General features: G+C 62.7%; 19 protein-coding genes and 1 pseudogene. 7 read left to right on the top strand and 13 right to left on the bottom strand.

Annotated elements, in window-relative coordinates; genetic code table 11:
* Positions 1 to 5: 5 nt before the first annotated feature.
* From trbL to C3F38_RS16860, 9 genes are read right to left on the bottom strand one after another with little or no spacing between them, the layout of a single operon-like run.
* Entirely contained in the window at positions 6 to 1,373 is a 1,368-nt protein-coding gene (gene trbL, locus C3F38_RS16900; RefSeq protein ID WP_103791764.1) for a P-type conjugative transfer protein TrbL, read from the bottom strand.
* Positions 1,370 to 1,696 carry a hypothetical protein gene (locus C3F38_RS16895; protein ID WP_014603538.1) on the bottom strand — a complete coding sequence of 109 codons (327 nt, stop codon included), beginning with the start codon at positions 1,694 to 1,696 and terminating at the stop codon, positions 1,370 to 1,372. Before C3F38_RS16895 ends, trbL begins: the two co-directional genes overlap by 4 nt.
* Positions 1,697 to 1,708: 12 nt before the next feature.
* On the bottom strand, positions 1,709 to 2,452 hold the full coding sequence (trbJ, locus tag C3F38_RS16890) for a P-type conjugative transfer protein TrbJ (RefSeq protein WP_003092277.1): 744 nt from the start codon (positions 2,450 to 2,452) through the stop codon (positions 1,709 to 1,711).
* The gene (gene trbE, locus C3F38_RS16885; protein ID WP_000933135.1) at positions 2,449 to 4,899 is read right to left on the bottom strand and encodes a conjugal transfer protein TrbE; all 2,451 of its coding nucleotides are present in this window, start codon (positions 4,897 to 4,899) and stop codon (positions 2,449 to 2,451) included. Before trbE ends, trbJ begins: the two co-directional genes overlap by 4 nt.
* A gap of 12 nt (positions 4,900 to 4,911) precedes the next feature.
* Positions 4,912 to 5,181, bottom strand: a complete 270-nt coding sequence (locus C3F38_RS16880) for a VirB3 family type IV secretion system protein (RefSeq protein ID WP_003092280.1) — start codon at positions 5,179 to 5,181, stop codon at positions 4,912 to 4,914.
* The gene (locus C3F38_RS16875) at positions 5,178 to 5,564 is read right to left on the bottom strand and encodes a TrbC/VirB2 family protein (RefSeq protein ID WP_000150010.1); all 387 of its coding nucleotides are present in this window, start codon (positions 5,562 to 5,564) and stop codon (positions 5,178 to 5,180) included. The genes C3F38_RS16880 and C3F38_RS16875 overlap by 4 nt, the downstream gene beginning before the upstream one ends.
* The gene (gene trbB / locus C3F38_RS16870; RefSeq protein WP_023093367.1) at positions 5,561 to 6,631 is read right to left on the bottom strand and encodes a P-type conjugative transfer ATPase TrbB; all 1,071 of its coding nucleotides are present in this window, start codon (positions 6,629 to 6,631) and stop codon (positions 5,561 to 5,563) included. Before trbB ends, C3F38_RS16875 begins: the two co-directional genes overlap by 4 nt.
* Entirely contained in the window at positions 6,628 to 7,104 is a 477-nt protein-coding gene (locus C3F38_RS16865) for a ribbon-helix-helix protein, CopG family (protein ID WP_000085131.1), read from the bottom strand. The genes trbB and C3F38_RS16865 overlap by 4 nt, the downstream gene beginning before the upstream one ends.
* Positions 7,101 to 9,098 (bottom strand): conjugal transfer protein TraG, encoded by a 1,998-nt coding sequence (locus C3F38_RS16860; protein WP_001163195.1) that lies wholly within the window; start codon positions 9,096 to 9,098, stop codon positions 7,101 to 7,103. The genes C3F38_RS16865 and C3F38_RS16860 overlap by 4 nt, the downstream gene beginning before the upstream one ends.
* Positions 9,099 to 9,403: 305 nt before the next feature.
* Between C3F38_RS16860 and C3F38_RS16855 the strand changes: the two genes are divergently transcribed.
* The 3 genes and pseudogenes from C3F38_RS16855 to C3F38_RS16845 form a co-directional block, all read left to right on the top strand.
* Positions 9,404 to 10,309 carry a LysR family transcriptional regulator gene (locus C3F38_RS16855; RefSeq protein ID WP_023093368.1) on the top strand — a complete coding sequence of 302 codons (906 nt, stop codon included), beginning with the start codon at positions 9,404 to 9,406 and terminating at the stop codon, positions 10,307 to 10,309.
* A 281-nt stretch (positions 10,310 to 10,590) separates the two neighbouring features.
* Complete coding sequence (locus C3F38_RS16850; RefSeq protein ID WP_000043569.1) at positions 10,591 to 11,121, top strand: hypothetical protein; 531 nt, start codon at positions 10,591 to 10,593, stop codon at positions 11,119 to 11,121.
* Positions 11,122 to 11,222: 101 nt separating this feature from the next.
* Positions 11,223 to 11,402, top strand: a pseudogene (locus tag C3F38_RS16845) (integrase core domain-containing protein); the annotation flags it as partial.
* A gap of 228 nt (positions 11,403 to 11,630) precedes the next feature.
* Here C3F38_RS16845 and C3F38_RS16840 read toward each other — a convergent pair.
* The 4 genes from C3F38_RS16840 to C3F38_RS16825 all read right to left on the bottom strand — a co-directional run bounded on the left by C3F38_RS16840 (position 11,631) and on the right by C3F38_RS16825 (position 14,705).
* Positions 11,631 to 11,948, bottom strand: a complete 318-nt coding sequence (locus C3F38_RS16840; RefSeq protein ID WP_000539741.1) for a multidrug efflux SMR transporter — start codon at positions 11,946 to 11,948, stop codon at positions 11,631 to 11,633.
* 58 nt (positions 11,949 to 12,006) lie between these two features.
* Positions 12,007 to 12,270, bottom strand: a complete 264-nt coding sequence (locus C3F38_RS16835) for an EexN family lipoprotein (RefSeq protein WP_000717310.1) — start codon at positions 12,268 to 12,270, stop codon at positions 12,007 to 12,009.
* A gap of 32 nt (positions 12,271 to 12,302) precedes the next feature.
* Positions 12,303 to 13,208, bottom strand: a complete 906-nt coding sequence (locus C3F38_RS16830) for a LysR family transcriptional regulator (RefSeq protein WP_000405670.1) — start codon at positions 13,206 to 13,208, stop codon at positions 12,303 to 12,305.
* Positions 13,209 to 13,301: 93 nt separating this feature from the next.
* Entirely contained in the window at positions 13,302 to 14,705 is a 1,404-nt protein-coding gene (locus C3F38_RS16825) for an efflux transporter outer membrane subunit (RefSeq protein WP_000078291.1), read from the bottom strand.
* Positions 14,706 to 14,805: 100 nt separating this feature from the next.
* Here C3F38_RS16825 and C3F38_RS16820 point away from each other — a divergent pair, with 100 nt between their 5' ends.
* Genes C3F38_RS16820 through C3F38_RS16805 form a run of 4 tightly spaced genes read left to right on the top strand, consistent with a single transcriptional unit; the run spans position 14,806 to position 20,167 of the window.
* The gene (locus C3F38_RS16820; protein ID WP_024944154.1) at positions 14,806 to 15,447 is read left to right on the top strand and encodes a TetR/AcrR family transcriptional regulator; all 642 of its coding nucleotides are present in this window, start codon (positions 14,806 to 14,808) and stop codon (positions 15,445 to 15,447) included.
* Positions 15,444 to 16,610, top strand: coding sequence for an efflux RND transporter periplasmic adaptor subunit (locus C3F38_RS16815; RefSeq protein WP_003092290.1), 1,167 nt, complete (start codon positions 15,444 to 15,446; stop codon positions 16,608 to 16,610). Before C3F38_RS16820 ends, C3F38_RS16815 begins: the two co-directional genes overlap by 4 nt.
* Positions 16,611 to 16,634: 24 nt before the next feature.
* Positions 16,635 to 19,739: an efflux RND transporter permease subunit gene (locus tag C3F38_RS16810; protein ID WP_003092293.1), complete on the top strand. Its 3,105-nt coding sequence runs from the start codon at positions 16,635 to 16,637 to the stop codon at positions 19,737 to 19,739.
* Positions 19,736 to 20,167, top strand: coding sequence for a multidrug efflux SMR transporter (locus C3F38_RS16805; RefSeq protein ID WP_000055206.1), 432 nt, complete (start codon positions 19,736 to 19,738; stop codon positions 20,165 to 20,167). The genes C3F38_RS16810 and C3F38_RS16805 overlap by 4 nt, the downstream gene beginning before the upstream one ends.
* The last annotated feature ends 11 nt before the right edge of the window (positions 20,168 to 20,178 follow it).

Genomic DNA, 20,178 nt, shown 5'->3' with positions numbered 1-20,178 from the left:
GAAGGTTAGGTATCGGAATCCCGCAGGCTCGGGCCTTGCCCGGAGCCGCCGCCGTCGCCGCCGCGCAGCGTGTGGGCGGCAGTGGTCGCGGCATGGGTAGCCTGCTGGCGGCGGTGCATCCGCTTGGCCCAGGTCGGTTGCTGTTGCTTCTGCGAGCCTGCGGTGCCGTCTGCGGTCTGGCCGGGGCCAGCACCGTCGCTGCCGGCTTCTGTGCCGTTCCAGCCAGCGCGGAAGGAGTCGGCCACCTTCTGCCCAACAGCGGAAGCACCAGAGGTGACGCTGCGGCCTGCGGCTTGTGCGCCAGTCTTGGCGACATTGCCGAGGCCAGCCGCCGCGCCCTTGGCACCGCCGCCGGCCGCAGCGGAACCGGCCTGGAACGCCGATCGGGCACTGCCGGCCGCCGAAGTCGCGGCACGCGCACCGGCACCGGCCAGCTTTGCGGCCGCCGGGGCCATTCGTGCCCCGGCCATGACGGCGCCGCCCACGCCCGTTACGGCGGCGCCGATGGCAACGCCGGTGCCGACAGCCCCGACCGCAGCACCAGCCATCGCGCCCGCACCAAGCTGTGGCGCACCGGACACCAGGCCGGTGGCGATACCGGGGCCGAAAATGCCCAGCGCCAGCAGCGCGAGCGAGGCCAGCATCACGACCAGCGCGTGGTCGATGGATGGTTCGTCGGGATGCACCTGGAACTCGGCGAACAGGCCTGAACCGATGCCGACGATGACGGCCAGCACCAAGACCTTGATGCCTGACGACACCACGTTGCCTAGCACCTTTTCCGCGAGGAACGAGGTCTTGTTCCAGAGTGCAAACGGGATCAAGACGAAGCCGGCGAGCGTAGTCAGTTTGAACTCGATCAGCGTGATGAAAAGCTGTACGGCCAGCACGAAGAAGCAGAGGATCACCACCAGCCAGGCGATGAACAGAACCACGATAGGGTCGATGTTCACGAACACCTCGGGGAACCCAGCCATGTCCCCGATCTGTTCCAGAATCGGCGCGGCTGCGTCGATGCCGGTCTTCGCCAGCCGGCCCGGCTGAAGGAAGTTCTCCATCGTGATGGCCGAGCCGGTAGCGGTAATTCCCAAGCCGGCGAACGAGCGGAACACGATGCTCGCCAGCCAGTTGAAGTTGCCGATGATGTAGGCGAACGCGCCGACACAGAGCACCTTGCGCAGCAGCTTGGCGATCACGTCGTCGCCCTGGCCGGTGGCGTGGCTCATGGCCCAATACAGGCCAGCGATCGTCATGTCGATGACGATGAGCGTGGCGGTGAGAAATGCCACTTCGCCCTGCAATAAGCCGAAGCCCGAGTCGATGTAGCGCGAGAACGTATCGAGGAAACGGTCGATGATGGTCACGTCGTTCATGGCGAATCCTCGGGCGGAGTGAGCGGAACGGCGCCCTCTGGCAATTCATCTGCGGGCGTATCGAAGCTCGGCGGAATCGGCGGGAGTTCAGCCAGCGAGTTGTATTCATCCGGCCCGGTATGGCCGGCGAAGAAGCGCCGCCGGAAGGCTTCAGCGGCGGCGCGGCAGGCATCCTCGCCCACGGCCTGCCGGTCGGCCGCGCATTGCCCGCGCAACGCCTTGAGCCGCACCGGATCTGCGGCCAGGGCGTCGGCCAGGTTCTCGGCCGGCTGCTGGCCGCACGCGGTCAGCAGCACGGCCATCAGGACGGAAGCGCATCGCATGGCCGCCTCCGGTCAGTTGTTATAGAAGTTGACGGACTGCGGCGTGTACGGCGTGCCGGTGCCCAGAAAGCGCCGCCGCACTTCGCGGGCGCGCTCCATAGCCGCCGCTTGCCGCGCCAGTTCCAGTGAAGCGGCCCGGTCTTGCGTGATCTGGAGCTGCTGCGCCTGGATCGACTGCTTGGCCTGCAAAGCCAGGAGCTGGTTCGTCGCCTGCATCGCTTGCAGCGCGCCGGTGGCCGACTGGCTCTGGCTCACGAGATCGGCCAGCGCGCTTTCGTCTTGGGCGAGGTTCTGCGACACCTGCGCCTGCATCCGCATCGCGGTGTGCAAGCCGTTCAAGGTGTTCTGCCAGCGTTCGCGGGCGTCCTGTGCCATGCGGTCGCCGCTGATGGTGGCGGCGTACTGTTCCGGGTACAGGCGGGCGAACGTGGCATCCATGCTCTGCACGTCGTAGGCCAAGCCGCGCGCCTCGGCGATCAGGCGCTCGGTGGTGGCGAGCGTCGAGCGCAGGCGGTTGACGATGTTGAAGTCGAGATTTGCCAGGTTCCTGGCCTGGTTCATCAACATCTGCGCCTCGTTCTGAAGCTGGTTGATCTGGTTGTTGATCTGTTCCAGCGTGCGCACGGCGGTCAGCGTGTTCTGCACGAAGTTGGACGGGTCGAACACCGTCAGCGCGGATGCGGGCTGCACGGCCAGCAGCGATACCGACAGCACGGCAGCGAGTGAGACAGAGAGCAAACGGGGCTTGGTCTTCATGGTGAAACCTCCAGCGGTTGAGAAGCGAGAAAGGAAGCTGCCGCCGGAGCGGACGGCAGCAGGTCGGCGGCCCAGCCGAGGCCGCGATGGCGCAGCCACGCGCCGGCGAAGCCGGGAGCGCCGGCCTGCGTCAGCACGCGGTCAATATCGCGTTGGTCTTGAGGGGTGGATGCGCCCGCGAATGCGAGCGCGACAGGCCCCAGGTCGAGGTCGAACAGGCGATTGCCGAGGCGCGACTGGTAGTAGTAATCGCGCTTGGGCTGTGCGGTCGCCACGATCTCAATCTGGCGGCTGTTCAAGCCGAAGCCTTCGTAGATCGTGCGAATCTGCGGCTCGGTGGCCTGCGGGTTAGGTAAGAAGATCCTGCTCGCGCAGCTTTCGATGATGGCTGGCGCGATGGTCGAGTCCTTGATGTCGGCCAGCGACTGCGTGGCAAAGATGACGCTGACGTTCTTTTTTCTGAGCGTCTTGAGCCATTGCCGGATGCGGGCCGCGAAGGACGGCTCATCGAGGAACAGCCACGCTTCATCGAGGATCAGCAGCGTGGGCGCGCCGTCAAAACGTTCGTCGAAGCGGGCGAACAGGTAGCGCAGCACTGCTTGCACGGCGGCGGGGCTGTGCATCAGTTCTTCCATCTCAAAGCCCTGCACGTCGGCCATGCCCAGCCGGTCGTGGTCAGCGTCCAGCAGCTTGCCGTGGGCGCCGCCCAACACATAGGGCGCGAGCGCTTGGCGCAGCGCGTTGGACTGCAATAACACCGACAAGCCGGTCATGGTGCGCTGCTCCACTGGCGCACCGGCAAGGCTTCGCAGCGCCGACCAAATGGCAGCCTTCTCGTCCGGGCCGACCGTCACGCCTTCGTGCAGCAGCCGGCCCTCCACCCATTCGGCGGCCCAGGTGCGGTAGCCCTCGTGGGCTATTCGCGCGAGTGGCTGGAAGGCGATGCCGCCATCGGCACCGAGGTCGTAGTGCTCACCGCCAAGGCCGAGGATGGTGGCGCGCATCGAGCGCCCCATGTCGAAGGCGAAGATCCGCGAGCCGAAGTAGCGCCGGAACTGCATGGCCAATATGGCGAGCAGCACCGACTTGCCCATGCCGGTCGGCCCGGCGACAAGGGTGTGCCCCACGTCGCCGATGTGCGTCACCAGCCGGAACGGCGTCGCGCCATCGGTGCGGGTGACGATCAGCGGCGGGCCATCGAGGTGTTCGTTCTTCTCCGGCCCAGCCCATACCGCTGACATCGGCATCATGTGCGCCAGGTTCAGCGTCGAAACGATGGGCTGACGCACGTTCGCGTATGCGTTGCCGGGGACGGACGACAGCCAGGCATCGACTGCGTTGAGGGTTTCGGGGATGGTCACGAAACCCCGGCCCTGGATGACGCGCTCCACCATGCGCAGCTTCTCGTCGGCCACGGCCGGGTCGGCGTCGAGCACCGTCACCGTGGCGGTGAGGTAGCCGAAGGCGACTTGATCGCTGCCCAGCTCCTGCAAGGCGGCATCGGCGTCGGCGGCCTTGTTGCTGGCATCGGTATCGACCAGCGGGCTTTCCTGCTGAAAGATCGTTTCGCGCAGCAGCGCGATGACGTTCTTGCGCTTGGCGAACCATTGGCGCCGCAAGCGCCCCAATTCCCGTTCCGCCTCGGCTTTGTCCAGGCACAGGAAGCGCGTACTCCAGCGATACGCAAAGCCCAGGCGGTTGAGGTCGTCCAAGATCCCCGGCCAGGTCGAGGTCGGGAAGCCTCGTACCGACACCACGCGCAGGTGCTGATCGCCCAGCATGGGCGCCAGGCCGCCGACCAGCGCGGCATCGGCCAGCAGTGCGTCGATATGGAACGGCACGTCGGGCACGCCGACGCGATAGCGCCGCGTGGAGACTGTGGCATGCAGGTAGGTCAGCGTCTGGCTATCGTCCAGCCAGGCAATCTCCGGCATCACACCATCGAGCAGGTCGAACACGCGATCGGTCTCTGCCACGAAGGAATCAAGCCGACCACGCCAGTCCACACCCTCAGTGGGCCGGTTCTCGTACAGCATCCCAGCCGCACGGGCGCGAGACTCTTGCGGCGGTAGGTGTTGCAACGTGAAGTGATAGACGCTCTCGAAATGGCCATCCGACTCCTCGAACGCCGCGCGTCGCTCCTCATCCACCAGCCAGGACAGTGGTTCGGGAAAGGAGGATTGCGGATAGCTCGATGCCCGCATCCGCTCGGCCTCGATATAGAAGGCCCAGCCAGACCCGGTACGGCGAAGCGCGTTGTTCTGCCGCGCCGACGTGGCAATCAGCTCGCCCTGTGTCGCACTGTCCAAGTCGGGGCCGCGAAACTGGAACGTGCGTTGAAACGAACCATCTTTGTTCAGCACAACGCCCGGCGCGACCAGCCCGGCCCAGGGCAGCCAGTCGGCAAGCAAGGCCGGGCGCTGACGATATTCGGCAAGGTTCAGCATGGCGTCCTCCCCTCACACGTCCAGAAGCGGGCGGTGTTTGATATGCCGCGCGAAGACCTGCATGAACTGCGGATCGACGCGCGCACCCCATACGGCCAGCGAGTGGCCGACGATCCAGAGCACCACGCCGGGAATCCACAGTTGCAGGCCCAGCCCGACGGCGGCGGCTAGCGTGCCGTTGGCAATCGCCACGGTGCGCGGCGCACCGCCCAGCAGGATCGGCTCGGTCAGCGAGCGATGCAGCGGCACTTCAAAGCCCGGAAGATCGGTGGCCTTACTCATACGACGGCCCCTCCGGAGAAGCTGAAGAACGACAGGAAGAACGAGGACGCGGCGAACGCGATGGACAGGCCGAACACGATCTGGATCAGCTTGCGAAAGCCGCCGCTGGTATCACCGAACGCCAGCGCAAGCCCCGTCGAGATGATGATGATCACCGCCACGATCCGGGCGACTGGCCCTTGGATGGATTCGAGGATGGAGGTCAGCGGCCCTTCCCACGGCATCGAGGAACCGGCGGCCTGCGCCGTGCCCGCCAGCAACAGCATCAGCGCGGCCAGCAGCAGCCCTTGCCCTGCGGGACGGGCCAGGTGGCGCAGCCGCGCCATGCTGGACAGGCGAGAAATAGGATTTACGGAAAGACGGAAAGCATCAACGTGCGTCATGGCAGTTCTCCAGGTTGGTCAGGGGTCGAGGAAGGCGCAGCGGCAGCGGCTGCAAGAGGAACCGGCGGCAGCTCGGGAAACGGCGTTTCCAGCGCATCTGTCAGGCGATAGCCCGCACCGTCGAAGCCGACGACACGGGAGATGGTTTCGACGTGACGTTTGCGGCCACGGCCTGCGATGTGAATCACCACGTTGACCGCCTCGGCGATCAGGGCGCGGGGCGGATTCACTGCCACTTCGAGGATCAGTTGCTCCAGACGCAGCAGTGCGCCCAAGGCGGAGCCGGCATGGATGGTGGCAATGCCGCCGGGGTGGCCGGTGCCCCAGACCTTCACCAAGTCCAGGGCTTCGCCGCCACGCACTTCGCCGACGATCACGCGGTCAGGCCGCAGGCGCATCGTGGCCCGCACCAGCTCGGTCATTGTGACGACGCCGGCGCGGGTGCGCAGCGGCACATGGTCGCGGGCCGCGCATTGCAGCTCGATGGTGTCTTCGAGCACCAGCACGCGGTCGCCTGTGGCGGCGATCTCGGCCAGCAGCGCGTTCGCCAGCGTGGTCTTGCCGGTGCTGGTGCCGCCGGCGATCAGGATGTTCTGCCGCTCGCGCACGGCGCGGCGCAGGAACTCGGCCTGCCCGGCGGTCAGGATGCCGTCGGCCACGTAGCGATCCAGGCCGATGATGCTCACGGCCCGCTTGCGTAGCGCGAAGGCTGGCCCCGGGGCGGCCGGAGGCAGGATGCCCTCGAAACGCTCGCCGGTTTCCGGCAACTCGGCGGTCAAGAGCGGCTGGCCGCGATGCACCTCCGCGCCGACATGCGCGGCGACCAGGCGGATGATGCGTTCACCATCGGCCTCGGGCATCTCCACGCCCAGCGGCGAGCGACCCGACGACAGCCGATCCACCCACAGGGTGCGATCGGGGTTGAGCATGATTTCCACAACATCCGGATCTTCGAGCGCAGCGGCGATCAGCGGCCCCATCGCCGTGCGCAGCATCTGGATGCGGCGATCCTGGGACGCCGCGGCGGATGAGCGAGATTCAGGCGGAATCTGCGGAACGGCACTCATGACGCACGCTCTGCAGCTCGCTCATCGGCGGACGCCATCGCTGCTGCGTCATCCATCCGCATCGGATCGGGGTGCAGTTCCTCCACCACGTCGCGCACCAGACTGCGGCCACGCAGCAGGTGGCGACCCAACTGCTCGACGAACTGCTCGAAGCGCGCTTTGCCCTGGGCGCGGGCCGCGTCCTTGTGGGCTTCTGGCACCGGCGTGCTGATGGTCAAGAAATAGCGGATGAACAGCGCCAGCGTTTCGATCTGGATGTTCTGGTCGCGCTCCATGCGTTCGGTCTGCCGCGACAGTCGATCCAGCCGCTTGGCAATGGCGGCCTCACGCTGGTCGCCCGCATCGGGTGACAGCCAGGACGCCAAGGCCGCTGCGACGATGGAGGACTTGGACACGCCTTTCTTGGCGGCAAGTTCATCCAGGCGCTTGGCGTGCTCGGGCTGGATGAAAAGATTGAGGCGGTATTGGCTCATAGGTCGATTCCGTCGTTGGGGTCGAGAGAAGCCAGCCGGGCCGTGCGCTGCATGGCCGGGTCGAGCTGGCCGGGAAGCGGGAGCGCCAGGTCGTCGTCATCGAGCAGCTCCAGGTCGTTCGCACACGCGTCCAACTCGGGCTCGTAGGCGACGGTTTCGGAGAGTTCGAGCTGGCGGCGCGGGCCGCCGTCATCGGTGCCGCCCGGACCATCGGCGGATACCGAGGTCGGCGCCGTAGGTACGGCCGGGATCGCCAAGCCGCTCCAGTCGTCGGGGCGGGCTGGCGGCGCGTCGGCGTACCTCCCGACTGCGAGCACGGGCGGTGGCAGGACGCGATCCTTGAAATTGGCGTCGACGTAGTAACGCAGCTTCTTCGCGCGGATCGGGGCAACGCTGGACACCATGACTACGGCGTCCTCAGGTGGAAGCTGCATCACCTCGCCGGGCGTCAGCAGCGGACGTGCAGTTTCCTGACGCGACACCATCAGGTGCCCCAGCCACGGAGCGAGGCGGTGGCCCGCGTAGTTGCGCTGCGCGCGAAGCTCGGTGGCGGTGCCGAGGGTTTCGGAAATCCTTTTCGCCGTCCTTTCGTCGTTGGTGGCGAAAGTCACCCGGACATGGCAGTTGTCGAGGATGGAATGGTTCTGCCCATACGCCTTGTCGATCTGGTTCAGGCTTTGAGCGATGAGAAAGCTGCGGATGCCGTAGCCGGCCATGAAGGCAAGCGCGGACTCGAAAAAATCGAGGCGACCCAGCGCCGGAAACTCGTCCAGCATCAGCAGCAGCTTGTGCCGGCGCGCGATGCCATCGCTGCCGTCGAGCGATTCGGTCAGCCGCCGCCCGATCTGGTTCAAGATGAGCCGGATCAGCGGCTTGGTGCGGCTTATGTCGGAGGGCGGCACCACCAGATAGAGCGATACCGGGTGCTCGGCGGAAATCAGGTCGGCGATGCGCCAATCGCAGCGCGATGTGACTTCGGCCACGGTCGGGTCGCGGTACAGGCCGAGAAACGACATGGCGGTGGAGAGCACGCCCGATCGCTCGTTGTCCGACTTGTTGAGCACTTCGCGGGCAGCGGATGCGACAACCGGGTGAGGCGCATCGCCCAGGTGCTTCGTCGTCATCATCCGGTGCAGCGTCAGCTCGAACGGACACGCCGGGTCGCTGAGGAAGTTGGCGACGCCGCGCAGCGTCTTGTCCTCGCCTGCGTACAGAACATGCAAGATTGCACCGACCAGTAGCGCGTGGCTGGTCTTCTCCCAATGATTGCGCTTCTCTAACGCACCTTCAGGGTCAACCAGAATGTCGGCGATGTTCTGCACGTCGCGCACTTCATGTGCGCCGCGCCGGACTTCAAGCAGCGGGTTGTAGGCGGCCGACTGCCTATCGGTGGGGTTGAAAAGCAGGCAGTGCGAAAAGCGCGAACGCCAGCCCGCCGTGATCTTCCAGTTCTCTCCCTTAATGTCGTGAATGACGGCGGACGCCGGCCACGAAAGCAACGTAGGCACCACCAAGCCCACGCCCTTGCCCGAGCGCGTGGGTGCGAAGCTCAGGACATGTTCCGGCCCCTCATGTCGGAGGTATTGGTCGTCGTGTTGGCCGAGGAAGACGCCCGCCGGGAGGGTCAGTCCAGCTTTGCGGATGTCGACGGCATCGGCCCAGCGTGCCGAACCATAAGTCGTAACCAGCCGCGACTGCCGAGAACGCCATACCGACATGGCGATGGCGACGAGTAAAGCGAACAAACCGCTACCACCCGCAATCGCACCGCCTGTGTCGAAGACGTGCGGCGCGTAGGCATCAAAGAAGAACCACCATTCGAACAAGCGCCACGGGTGATAAACCGGTACACCTAGAAGATCGAACCAGGGCGATCCGAGGCGTACTTGATAGCCAAGGGTCGCTGCTGTCCATTGTGTGGCGCCCCAGACGCCGGCGATCACGATGCCGATTACCACAGCGATCTGGCCGAACAGAACGTTCGTCCCTTGCATGACCTGTCCTCCGATTTCTCCTGCGCTGGTGTCTCATTGAAAGCGTTGCACAGGGGGTGTCGCAGGCGTCAGGATCGGTTCTGGGCTAGTGCCGGTCAAAGACCGTTCGCAGCACAATGGTCGAGGGAAAAGAAAGAATGAGCGCGGTGGCGAGTCAAAGAAAAGCGCCGCAAGCGAAAGCGCACTGCGGCGCATACAGAGTTCCAAGCAAGTTACCCAAAAAAAGCCGTCAATGGGCCTTGCTTCCACTCATAGGCAATATTTAGATATCATGAAAAACGATGATATTTAAGATTGGAATAAAAATGAAAAATATCAAGAGTATGGATCTCAACTTGCTCAAGGCGCTGGACGCATTGTTAGACGAACGCAATGTGACACGGGCGGCGGCCCGTCTGGGACTAACCCAGCCGGCCTTGAGTGGCATGCTGACGCGGTTGCGCGAGAGCTTCGGTGACCCGCTTTTCGCGCGCTCGCAGCGGGGTATCGTTCCAACGCAGCGGGCGCTGGATCTAGGGATGCCTGTCAAGCAGGTGCTCGCCGAAATCGACGCGCTGCTCCAGCCACCTTCCTTCAATCCGGCCACCGCACAACTGACCTTCTCCATCGCCGCGACGGACTATGCGCTGCGTGCCGTTGCTGTCCCATTTCTATCGGCACTTAAACGGCACGCACCGCGTGTACGAGTCTCATTAGTGCCAGTCGAGAGCGGGCAGCTACAGAACCAGCTTGAGCGCGGTCAGATCGATTTAGCCCTCCTGACGCCAGAGATCACTCCGCCAAATCTGCATGCCCGAGAGCTGTTCAAGGAACACTATGTGTGTGTCCTGCGGGAAGACCATCCTGCGGCTATGGGGCGCAAGCTGACCGTTAAACAGTTCTGTGCTCTCGACCATGCGCTTGTTTCCTACGATGGTGGAGGTTTCCGCGGCGTCACCGACGATGCGCTAGAACAGTTGGGCAAACGACGCAGCGTCACACTGTCGGTCAAGAGCTTTCTGATCTTGCCAGACATCCTGCGTGCCAGTGACATGGTTGCGATCTTGCCGAGCCGCTTGGTCGCCGGTATGGACAAGCTGGCTATCTCCCTGCCGCCGGTGAAGATACCGGGGTTCACCAAGACGGCTGCTTGGCACGAACGCACCCATCACGATCCAGCACATCGCTGGATACGAGCACTGCTGTTCACTTCCTGTGCTAACAACAAGTAGGCAAGATCGCTCCTATCGTCATGCTCAGCACAACTCTACCTCGCACTACAAATAAGCAATCAGTCGGCTCAATTGGAGACGCGCCCTTTCGTAGCGCCGCTGCGAGATAGCCTAGTCGGTGGATGGCAGAACCTAGGCCTTGATATCATATTTTATGATATCAAAAATAGAAACTTAGGATTTCACTTATTGCAGATGGAGGCTCATGATTTGCTCCATGACCACTTGAATGACGCAGCCACCCCTGTTGCGTCATCGACATTTTGTGAAGGAGCTTCGATATGAGCAAGCAACAGAACGCCATCCTCTGGCCCGAAGGCTACACGCCGGGCTTTACTGAGAATTTCGCCTCCAATGAGATCATCGCCGCCGGCTTGAGCGCGGCCGACGTATGGCCTCTACTCGTCACACCATCGCTGTGGCCAAGCTACTACGCCAACTCGGCTAACGTGTGCTTTCATGACGGCAAAGGCCCGGTACTGGCCGACGGCGATCGGTTTTACTTCGAGACCTTCGGCTTCCCGGTAGAGGGGCAGTGCAACGAATACGTGCCACCTGCGGATGGGCAACCCGGCCGCGTGGCCTGGCACGGCTGGTCCGGCGAGGAAGGCACAGATACGCGCCTGGATGTGCATCACGCCTGGCTGGTTGAGAACCTGGACGGCAGGCGCGTGCGCATCCTCACGCAGGAAACTCAGAAGGGCAAACCGGCCGAGGAGCTGCACAACGCCAAACCCAACCCGATGATCAACGGCCATCAGGACTGGCTCGACAGCTTGGTCGAGGCAGCGCGCAAAGCCAAGCAGGCGTAGTGGTCTCCGGCCGCTTGATCCCAAGCGTCTGAACGGAGAAAACCATGATGAGAACTCCCCTCAGGATTCTGCTGGTCCTGACTTCGCAGGCAACGATGGGCGACGAACTGCTCAACCGCGAATGGTTCCGCAGTCGGACCGAAGCGAAGGTGCTGATCGAACGTTGGCGACAGTTCTACAACGAGCAGCGGCCGCATAGCGCGCATGCTTACAAACCGCCGGCGACGATCCGGCGCAACTGGATCCAATCCGATAGCATCCCCTCCGAACTCACTGCCTGACTGGCTACAAAGTTCGTACTCAGGTCACCTTGGCGCAGGCACTGAAGGTGGAGCCACCCGGAATGGGTGCTCCCACCGCCTTACGCGCACTGGCTCGAACTCTCCCGAGGCGCCGGCAAGCTCGTCACATAGCGACTAGAGAGAGGAGGTGACCGTACGAGTTCCCAGCGCCCGATCCACTCTGGGAGCTGGGTCGCCTAGCGACTACGCTACCAATGGAGCTAGCGATCAACTCGATAACTTGAGCGTGATAACGCCCAGGATGATCAACGCCACGCCAAGGTATCGCATCAGGGAGGTTGGGTCGCCATAGAAATGAATTCCGACTAAGAAAGTTCCCGCCGCTCCGATACCCGTCCACACCGCATAAGCAGTCCCAATCGGTATCTGACGCTGAGCAAGCCATAGGAAGGCGCCGCTAATTGTCATGAAAGAGACGGCTACTGCGACCCCACTCCAACGCGATGTTGGCTCTTGCGCCATTTTCAGCCCGACCGGCCATCCGATTTCAAACAATCCAGCCAAAACAAGATAGATCCAACCCATTGCGATTCTCCTTCAAATTTTTCATATCCGGCATACATACTCCGGCATGACCACCAGCTTAGAACTTCGGCGGCTCTTTAGGCGTGGTGTGGGGCACATCGCCATCTTCGTAAAAGCGCTTTCGCGTAGCCTCGGCAACCCGGTTACATAGTTGGTCGCCCAGCATTGGTCGATCCAACTTGCATTGCTTGCGCAACTCTTTCAGACGCTCAGGATTGAGCGCTAATTCATCGACTGTCGGAAGGTTGGCTTTATCTGGTTTCCCAGATGGGCTGCAGGCTGCCAATGTCGAGGAAAGCAATATGAGAGCAATCTTCTTCATGGTTAATTTTCTTTGGGAGATTGTGTGATGGTTTACCGCCGACCTTTGGCATCTGGAGATTTGATCGAATGAACGCGTTCCATGAAGCGAGTCAGCATTTCTGACGGCTCGCTGGCCGGCCGTAGTAGATAGGTCGTGAGCATTGGCGAACGTCCAGTCAGCGGCCGTGCGACCACCCCCTGTTCCCTGCTGGCTGTGATATGCGCGCCTCCTGTGAGGCCTAGTGCAAGTCCCGCCGAAACCAGGACCATCATTAGATCGCTGGAAGTCACGCGTTCGGCAATCAGTGGCTCTATGTCCACGCGACGTAGCACCCGTTCAACTTGCCGAGCATGGCCCTCACACGCCACCGCGTCGCAGAGCACCAGCGGATACCGCAACAGCTCTTCTAGGGGAATCTGTTTGTGGGATAGCAAGGGGTGCCGTGCGGGCACAGCTACCATCAGAGGGTCACTCCACACCGGCACGGCGATGATGCCTTCGCCGACTTCATCCGATTGAGCGAAGCCGAGATCGTACAGTTCGCCACACAATCCCTTGATTTGCTGTGCCAAAGGCACCTCGAAGAAGCGAACTTCCACTTCCGGCTCTTCCTGCCGGCAGAGCGCCAACAACGCAGGCAGGCGCGATGGCGTGATTCCATCAGACAATGCAATACGGAGCTGGCAATGAAAGCCATTGGCTGCGGCGTTCACACTGTCGCGCGCCTGCTGCAAAGCTGCGAAGACACGCGGCACGCTCTCAAAGAAGAGCCTGCCCGCACGAGTCAAGCGGGTGCTCCGAGTGGTTCTCGCAAATAGCGCTACGCCCAACTCTTCCTCAAGTTCCTTGATGGCGCGCGACAGCGGCGATGTCTCTATGTGGAGGCGCTCTGCGGCTCGGGCAAAGTGCAGCTCCTCTGCCACCGCCAGAAAGTAGCGCAGGTGTCGAATTTCCATGTTCGCATTCCTCATCACTCAGGCCTCACCACCTTCGCCTTGCGTCACGCTATTTAGCTAGCCTTCGCAAGCTGCTCCAGCATGTTTCTGCGATCAAACAGGAGAGCCGGATAATGCTTTTGCCAGGACGCCCCATTGCATGGCTGTCTCGGCCCGCGTGCGGATCAGCGAAGCCTGCGCTGACAGCACCCCGGCCTCAGCCTCGGCCACCACCGTGGCGTCCACTTGTCCCGCCTCGAACAGACGTCGGCTGCGATCGAGCTGACGCTCCGCGACTGCGACACCCTCGGCCTGATGCTCCAGTGCTGCGTGCTGCGTATGCCAACCGAGATATGCGTTCTCTACGTCCTGCAAAGCACTCAACAAAGTGCGCTCGAACTCCGCACGGGCAGCTCGGCTGCGCGCCTCTCCGGTCTCGATGCCGGCACGGATCGCGCCACCATCGAAGATCGGCAACGACACCCCGGCCCCAAGTGAAAAAATGTTTCCAGTGATGCGGGTTCCCACACTCTCTACGCGCTGCCGTCCGCCGCTCAGGTCCAACACCAGCCTGGGGAAGCGTTCGCCTTCGGCTGCGTTCCAGCGCGCGGTTTCGGCGGCGAACTTCGCTTCGGCGGCGCGCACGTCGGGCCGCTCACTCAGCAGGTCCGCAGGTATGCGTGTCGGTGTCCAGTCCGGGACGGCGAGCGACGCAAGAGTTGGGGAAGCTGCAGGCGCTCCGGGCGTTTGTCCCACTAGTACATCGAGTGCATGCGTCGCCTCGCCGCGCGCACGCCGCAGTTGCTCTTGCTCCACGCGCAGTGCGACGACGCCGGCGCGGGTACGCTCGATGTCGAAGCCGGTAGCTTGTCCGGCCTCGAACTTCCGTTGCATCAGCAAGACGAGTCGTTCTGCGGATGCCAGCCGCGCCGCGGCTAGCGCTTCGAGCTCACTGGCTTGGCGCTGCTGCACAGCCGCCGACACTGTTTCAAACGCGACCTGCCACCGCGTGGCAACCCACGCTTGTTCGGCTGCCACCGCATCCAGGCGCGCACCTTCTGCTGCCTGCGAAAGCCGTCCCGACAGGTCTGCCTCCCACGATGCGGACAACGTGGCGCGGCCATCATTGCCGATTGCAACGTTCTCTGAATAGTCGCGTCCTCGAGTTGCCTGCGTGCCCGCGGACAACGAGGGGAGCAGGGAGGCCCGTGCTCGCCGCGTGGCGGCCGATGCCTCGTCCACGCGCGCTCGCGCAATCGTCAGTTCGGTATTGCGCTCCAGCGCCGCCCGGACCAAGGCATTGAGGTGCGGATCGCCGTAGGCCGTCCACCAATCGACGGGAAGAGTACGGCGGGACGATTTGTCCAAGATGCCTTCACCTCCCTCTTCATTTGAGAAATGGGCCGGTACATCCAGGCGAGGTGGATCGGCAGAGTGCGGGGCATGGCTGCAGGCCGCAAGAAGCAGTAGCGGAGAAATCATGGCAATGAGGCGATAGCGTTCAAGAATTTGAGACATGGCAGCTCCTTGCGCTCCGAAAAAGTCTTGACGGACTGTTGTATGGCTTCTACTATACCGTCTGGACTGTATATGACTCAAGCTTTTTTGGAGCACGACCATGCCGCCCCGCGCGAAAACAAAGTTGCCCCCCCCGTCCACTGCCCATAGCAGCGCCGATGCGCAGCCCGGCCTCCAGCAAGGAGCCCAGCGAACTCGCGACCGCATCCTGCAGGCCGCCCGCGAACTGGTGCTGGAGGAAGGTGCCAGTCGCTTGACACTGGACGCCGTCGTTGTGCGGGCCGGGTTGAGCAAAGGGGCGTTTCTCTATCACTTCAAGACCAAACGCGATTTGTTCGTGACACTGATCGACGAGATGATCCGGGCGTTCGACGCGGTACAAGCCAATCACGAGCGCAGGTTTGCCGGAGATCCGGACCCCTGGCTGTCGAGCCAGGTGGAAGCGATGCCCGACGACGAGATGCAGAAGATGGGCGCAGCGCTGCTCGCGGCAGCTGCGGAAGATCCAACACTTCTCGACCCACTGCGCGAGTGTTACCGCGTGCAGTACGAACGCGTGCGTCGATCCCCGCGTGGCACCGAGACCGCGGCACTCATCATGCTGGCATTGGATGGCGCCCTGTTCGCCGATCTTCTGGGTTTGCCAATACTCGCACCCGCAGAGCGGCGGCATTTCTTTCGGGCGCTCCAGGATCTCGCCTCGGGCCATCTCGAACTTGTCCCGGCAAAAGGACGCACATGAGTCGCGTCCGTAGCGGTGTCATGACCGCGTGCGCACCGCGCTCCTTGGCGGTTGCTTGCACACTATCCATTTCGACTCTGCTCTCAGGGTGCGGAAACTCGCAATCCACCGTATCCGAGCCTCCGCGCGCAGTGAAGCTCGCCGCCGCGCAGTCGGATCTCCCGCATAGCTCTCGCATCGAATTGACTGGCTCGGCGCGAGCAACCGAGCGCAGCATCCTAGGATTTGAAACAGGAGGACGGATCGCCAAGTTGAACGTCGACGTGGGTGAACGGTTCTCCCGCGGCCAAGTCCTGGCAGAACTTGATGCGCAACCTGACCGGCTTCGCGTGACACAAGCGCAAGCATCCCTGGCGGCCGCCGAAGCCGGCCTGATGGATCGACGTGTACAGACAGATCAACAGCGCCGGTTGCTCGAAAGCGAAGTCATCTCCCCTGCTGCGTTCGAGAGCGCGAAGGCGCAGCTAGCGGTCGCAGAGGGTCAAGCGCGCACTGCCAAGGCGGCGCTTGGCCTGGCCGAACGAGCACAACGTGGCACGATGATCGTCGCTCCTTTCGATGGTGTCGTGGCGGAAAAGCTGGCTTTGGCGTTCACCGACATTGCTGCTGGTGCGCCGGTATTTCAGGTCGACGGCGTGCGCAGTGGCACTGAGATCATCGCGAACGCGTCTACTACACAGGCACCTCACATAGATGTCGGCCAACGCGCAGAACTGAGCTGGAGCGGAGCCGAACAACCAATCCGAGCGGTGGTACGTCGTGTCGGTCTGCGCGCCGAAAATGGCTCGCTCCTACCCGTGGTGCTAGTGCCTGAAGATAACGCGCAAGCGCGCGCACTTCGGCCAGGTATTCCCGTACAGGTCGTGCTCGACGCACCTGCGGCAACCTCCAAGACCTCTCGGCCCGAGACTGTATCCATACCTTATGCCTCGCTGGTGCTCGGCACGAAGCCGGGCGAGGCTTCCGTCTTCGTCTACACCCCTGAAGATAAGAAGGTGCACCGTCGCGCGGTGCGCTTCACGCCGGTACAGGAAGGAGACAGCGCGCGCGTCCTCGCTGGACTCAAGCCCGGCGAGACGGTGGTTGCCGCCGGAGGAGGATGGCTCACCGATGGACAGCCAGTGACACCACTGGAAGCCACCACTCAATTGACCAAGCGCTAACGCGATCCACCAGGTTACTTCATCATGAAGATCACCGAGATGGCGCTGCGCGCCAGTCGACTTACCTACTTTGTAGCGCTCATCATTTTCGTCGCCGGCATCGCGACCTTCCTGAATTTTCCTTCTCAGGAGGAGCCGACTGTCACGGTCCGCGATGCGATGGTCACGGCGTTGAACCCGGGGCTGCCCGCCGAACGCGTTGAGCAACTCATTGCCCGGCCGATCGAGGAGCGCTTGCGCGAACTGGCAGAGGTCAAGCGCGTGACGAGCACCGTGCGCGCAGGCAGCGCCATGATCCAGGTCACGATCTGGGACCGCTACACCGACTTGGCACCGATCTGGCAGCGCGTCCGGGCCAAGGTCGCCGATTCGAAGGATGCCTTACCACAGAGCACGATGGGGCCTTTCGTCGACGAAGACTTCGGCCGCGTCGCGGTTGCCTCGATTGCGGTCACTGCACCAGGTTACTCCATGAGCGAGATGCGCGTCGCGCTCAAGCAGATGCGCGACCGCCTGTACACCGTGCCTGGTATTGAGCGCATCACTTTCTACGGCCTGCAGGAAGAGCGCGTCTATCTCGAATTCGATCGGCCTAGGCTCGCGCGATTGGAGCTGACACCACAGGGGGTGATCGACCAACTCGTCAAACAGAACGTCGTCGCTTCGGGTGGACAAATTGTTGTCGGCGGCATCAATGCAACCTTGGCGGTCAGTGGCGAAGTGCGTGACGCTCCCTCCCTGCGAGCAATGCCGATCGCGCTGCCACGACCGCAAAGTAGTACGGCGCCCGTGCCGACGATCGCATTGGGTGAACTGGCGCAGGTGAGTGTGCGGCCAGCCGATCCGCCGGAATCTGCTGCCATCTACAAAGGCCAGCCCGCTGTCGTCATGGCGGTTTCGATGGCCTCCGGTCAGAACGTGGAGCAGTTCGGAAAAGCGCTCAAAGCACGGGTTGCAGACCAGGAGAAGCTGCTGCCGGCGGGTTTCGATCTGTCATACGTCACTTTCCAGGCCGATGTCGTCAAGCACGAGATGGGCAAAATGAACCACGTCATGATGGAGACGATCATCGTCGTCCTCGGTGTCGTCGTGCTATTTCTCGGTTGGCGCACCGGGATCATCGTGGGCATGATCGTGCCGTTGACGATCCTCAGTGCACTCATCGTCATGCGCGCGATGAACATCGAGCTTCAGAACGTCTCGATGGGCGCCATCATCATTGCGCTCGGCTTGTTGGTGGACAACGGCATTGTGATTGCCGAAGACATCGAACGCCGCCTGGCCGGTGGCGAAGATCGTAAGCATGCCTGCCTCGAGGCGGGCCGCACGCTCGCCATTCCGCTGCTCACGTCCTCGCTCGTGATCGTGATCGTGTTCTCGCCGTTCTTTTTTGGCCAGAACGCCACGAGCGAGTATCTGCACAATCTCGTGGTCGTGCTGGCACTGACGTTGTTCGCTTCGTGGCTGCTGTGCCTGACTGTCACGCCCCTATTGTGCTACCACTTCGCCAAACCCCATCACAAGCAGGAGCAGGGCGACGCCTATGACACCCGCTTCTACCGTGGCTACCGGCGCGTACTGGAGTGGGTGCTCCACCATAAGGCGGTCTATGTAGCGTCGATGATCGCGGCGCTTGCCATTGCGCTGTATGGCTTCACCACCCTGCCGTACGATTTCATGCCCAAGTCCGACCGGCTTCAGTTCCAGATTCCGGTGCAGCTCGCCCCCGGTACCGACTCGCGCGAAACGCTCGCCCGCGTGAAGCAGATCAGTGGTTGGCTGGGCGACACGAACATCAATCCAGAAGTCTCCGATCACATCGGCTACGTCGCCGATGGTGGCCCGCGCTTCATCCTTAGCCTGAATCCACCACTGCCGGCATCGAACATCGCGTACTTCGTTGTCACATTGAAGCCGAAGAGCGACATCGACGCCGTCCTCGCCCGCACCCGCAGCTACTTTGCGCAAGCACATGGCGACGTGCGCGCCGAGCCCAAGCGTTTCTCGCTCGGTGCGACCGAGTCAGGGACTGCCATTTATCGCGTCAGCGGTCCGGATGAGGAGGTATTGTTGGGGGCCGCGTCCAAAATCGAAGCAGCGCTGCGCAAGCTGCCCGGCACCATCAACGTCAAGAACGATTGGGATACGCGCGTTGGCCGCATCGACGTACGGGTCGACCAGGACCGCGCGCGTCGGGCGGGCGTGACGACTGAAGACATCGCTGGCGGGCTGGATGTCCGCTACAGCGGCAGATCGATCTCGGTTATTCGCGACGGTGACACCTCCGTCCCGATCGTCCTGCGCAGTATCGTAAGCGAGCGTCGCAGCACGGCAGACGTAGGCGCGACGCTCATCTATCCCACCAACGGCGGTCCAGCGGTGACGCTGGCTCAGGTCGCAGACGTATCGCTCGCGAGCGAGCCCTCGGTCATCCAACGGCGCAATCTCATCCGCACGATCACCGTGCAAGGACAGAACACCTCTTACACCGCCCAGGAGATCATCAACCGCCTGGCGCCTAGCGTCGCTGCCCTGGACCTGCCCGCGGGCTACTCGGTTGAACTTGGCGGCGAGATCGAGGAAGCCGCCGAATCGAACGCCGCGCTGTCGACCTACATGCCCCTCGCATTTCTGGCGATGCTGATGCTGTTCGTATGGCAGTTCAATTCTTTCCGCAAGCTCGGTGTGATCCTCGCGACGATCCCTTTCACGCTTATCGGCGTGGTATTGGCTCTGAAGCTGACCGGCACACCTTTCAGCTTCATGGCGACCTTCGGCGTACTGGCCCTGTTCGGGATCATTGTCAACAACGCCGTGCTCTTGCTGGAACGCATCGACCAGGGGCTAGCGGAAGGCCTGCCACGCCATGAAGCCTTGGTTGGGGCCGCGATACAACGGCTTCGTCCAATCGTGATGACCAAGGTCACCTGCATTTCGGGACTGGTGCCACTCATGCTCTTCTCCGGACCATTATGGAAAGGGATGGCGATCGCGATGATCGGTGGGCTGGCACTCGGAACGCTGGTGACGTTGGGCTTGATTCCGCTGCTTTACGAAGTCCTGTTTGGAATCAAGCGAATTGGGCCGTGGAACCTGAGTGTCGCCACCGCGCATGGAGATCGCTCATGAGTCTCTTGCGAGCCGCCGCGTGCTGCGCATTCTCAGAATTCGTATGCACCCACGCTTCATGCGTATGTCTCGCTAGGCTTATGCGATTCAGCACCCATCCGCTGATCTGGAAATCCTGGTCGATTGTCATTGCCGCAGGGGTTCTAGGAGCGGGCTATCCACTGGGCCTGCGGGCCATCACGGCGGGCGGTCCGATGCGCTGGGTCGGCCTCTGTGTGGCAGTGACGTGCATGGCGGCCAGCGGCGCACTTTTGTGGTTCGCGCTCAAGCGGATTCCGATCAGCGCGGCCTCTGCAGCCTGGGCAGGAATCGGGCTACTTGGAAACTTGGGCGTCGGCGCCCTCCTACTAGGCGATGTCGCATCGGTAACGCGCTGGTCTGGCACCGCCCTCATCGCAGCAGGCATTGCCTGTCTTAGTTTCGTTTGATCAAGGAGACC

This window comes from Serratia sp. SSNIH1 (genome assembly GCF_002935055.1).
Taxonomy (GTDB): Bacteria; Pseudomonadota; Gammaproteobacteria; order Enterobacterales; family Enterobacteriaceae; genus Serratia; species Serratia nevei.
This window is presented reverse-complemented; position numbering and strand designations above follow the sequence as displayed.

Coding starts and splice junctions, on each gene's coding strand:
- trbL (WP_103791764.1), bottom strand. CDS start 1,373: ATGAACGACGTGACCATCATCGACCGTTTCCTCGATACGTTCTCGCGC.
- C3F38_RS16895 (WP_014603538.1), bottom strand. CDS start 1,696: ATGCGATGCGCTTCCGTCCTGATGGCCGTGCTGCTGACCGCGTGCGGC.
- trbJ (WP_003092277.1), bottom strand. CDS start 2,452: ATGAAGACCAAGCCCCGTTTGCTCTCTGTCTCACTCGCTGCCGTGCTG.
- trbE (WP_000933135.1), bottom strand. CDS start 4,899: ATGCTGAACCTTGCCGAATATCGTCAGCGCCCGGCCTTGCTTGCCGAC.
- C3F38_RS16880 (WP_003092280.1), bottom strand. CDS start 5,181: ATGAGTAAGGCCACCGATCTTCCGGGCTTTGAAGTGCCGCTGCATCGC.
- C3F38_RS16875 (WP_000150010.1), bottom strand. CDS start 5,564: ATGACGCACGTTGATGCTTTCCGTCTTTCCGTAAATCCTATTTCTCGC.
- trbB (WP_023093367.1), bottom strand. CDS start 6,631: ATGAGTGCCGTTCCGCAGATTCCGCCTGAATCTCGCTCATCCGCCGCG.
- C3F38_RS16865 (WP_000085131.1), bottom strand. CDS start 7,104: ATGAGCCAATACCGCCTCAATCTTTTCATCCAGCCCGAGCACGCCAAG.
- C3F38_RS16860 (WP_001163195.1), bottom strand. CDS start 9,098: ATGCAAGGGACGAACGTTCTGTTCGGCCAGATCGCTGTGGTAATCGGC.
- C3F38_RS16855 (WP_023093368.1), top strand. CDS start 9,404: ATGAAAAATATCAAGAGTATGGATCTCAACTTGCTCAAGGCGCTGGAC.
- C3F38_RS16850 (WP_000043569.1), top strand. CDS start 10,591: ATGAGCAAGCAACAGAACGCCATCCTCTGGCCCGAAGGCTACACGCCG.
- C3F38_RS16840 (WP_000539741.1), bottom strand. CDS start 11,948: ATGGGTTGGATCTATCTTGTTTTGGCTGGATTGTTTGAAATCGGATGG.
- C3F38_RS16835 (WP_000717310.1), bottom strand. CDS start 12,270: ATGAAGAAGATTGCTCTCATATTGCTTTCCTCGACATTGGCAGCCTGC.
- C3F38_RS16830 (WP_000405670.1), bottom strand. CDS start 13,208: ATGGAAATTCGACACCTGCGCTACTTTCTGGCGGTGGCAGAGGAGCTG.
- C3F38_RS16825 (WP_000078291.1), bottom strand. CDS start 14,705: ATGTCTCAAATTCTTGAACGCTATCGCCTCATTGCCATGATTTCTCCG.
- C3F38_RS16820 (WP_024944154.1), top strand. CDS start 14,806: ATGCCGCCCCGCGCGAAAACAAAGTTGCCCCCCCCGTCCACTGCCCAT.
- C3F38_RS16815 (WP_003092290.1), top strand. CDS start 15,444: ATGAGTCGCGTCCGTAGCGGTGTCATGACCGCGTGCGCACCGCGCTCC.
- C3F38_RS16810 (WP_003092293.1), top strand. CDS start 16,635: ATGAAGATCACCGAGATGGCGCTGCGCGCCAGTCGACTTACCTACTTT.
- C3F38_RS16805 (WP_000055206.1), top strand. CDS start 19,736: ATGAGTCTCTTGCGAGCCGCCGCGTGCTGCGCATTCTCAGAATTCGTA.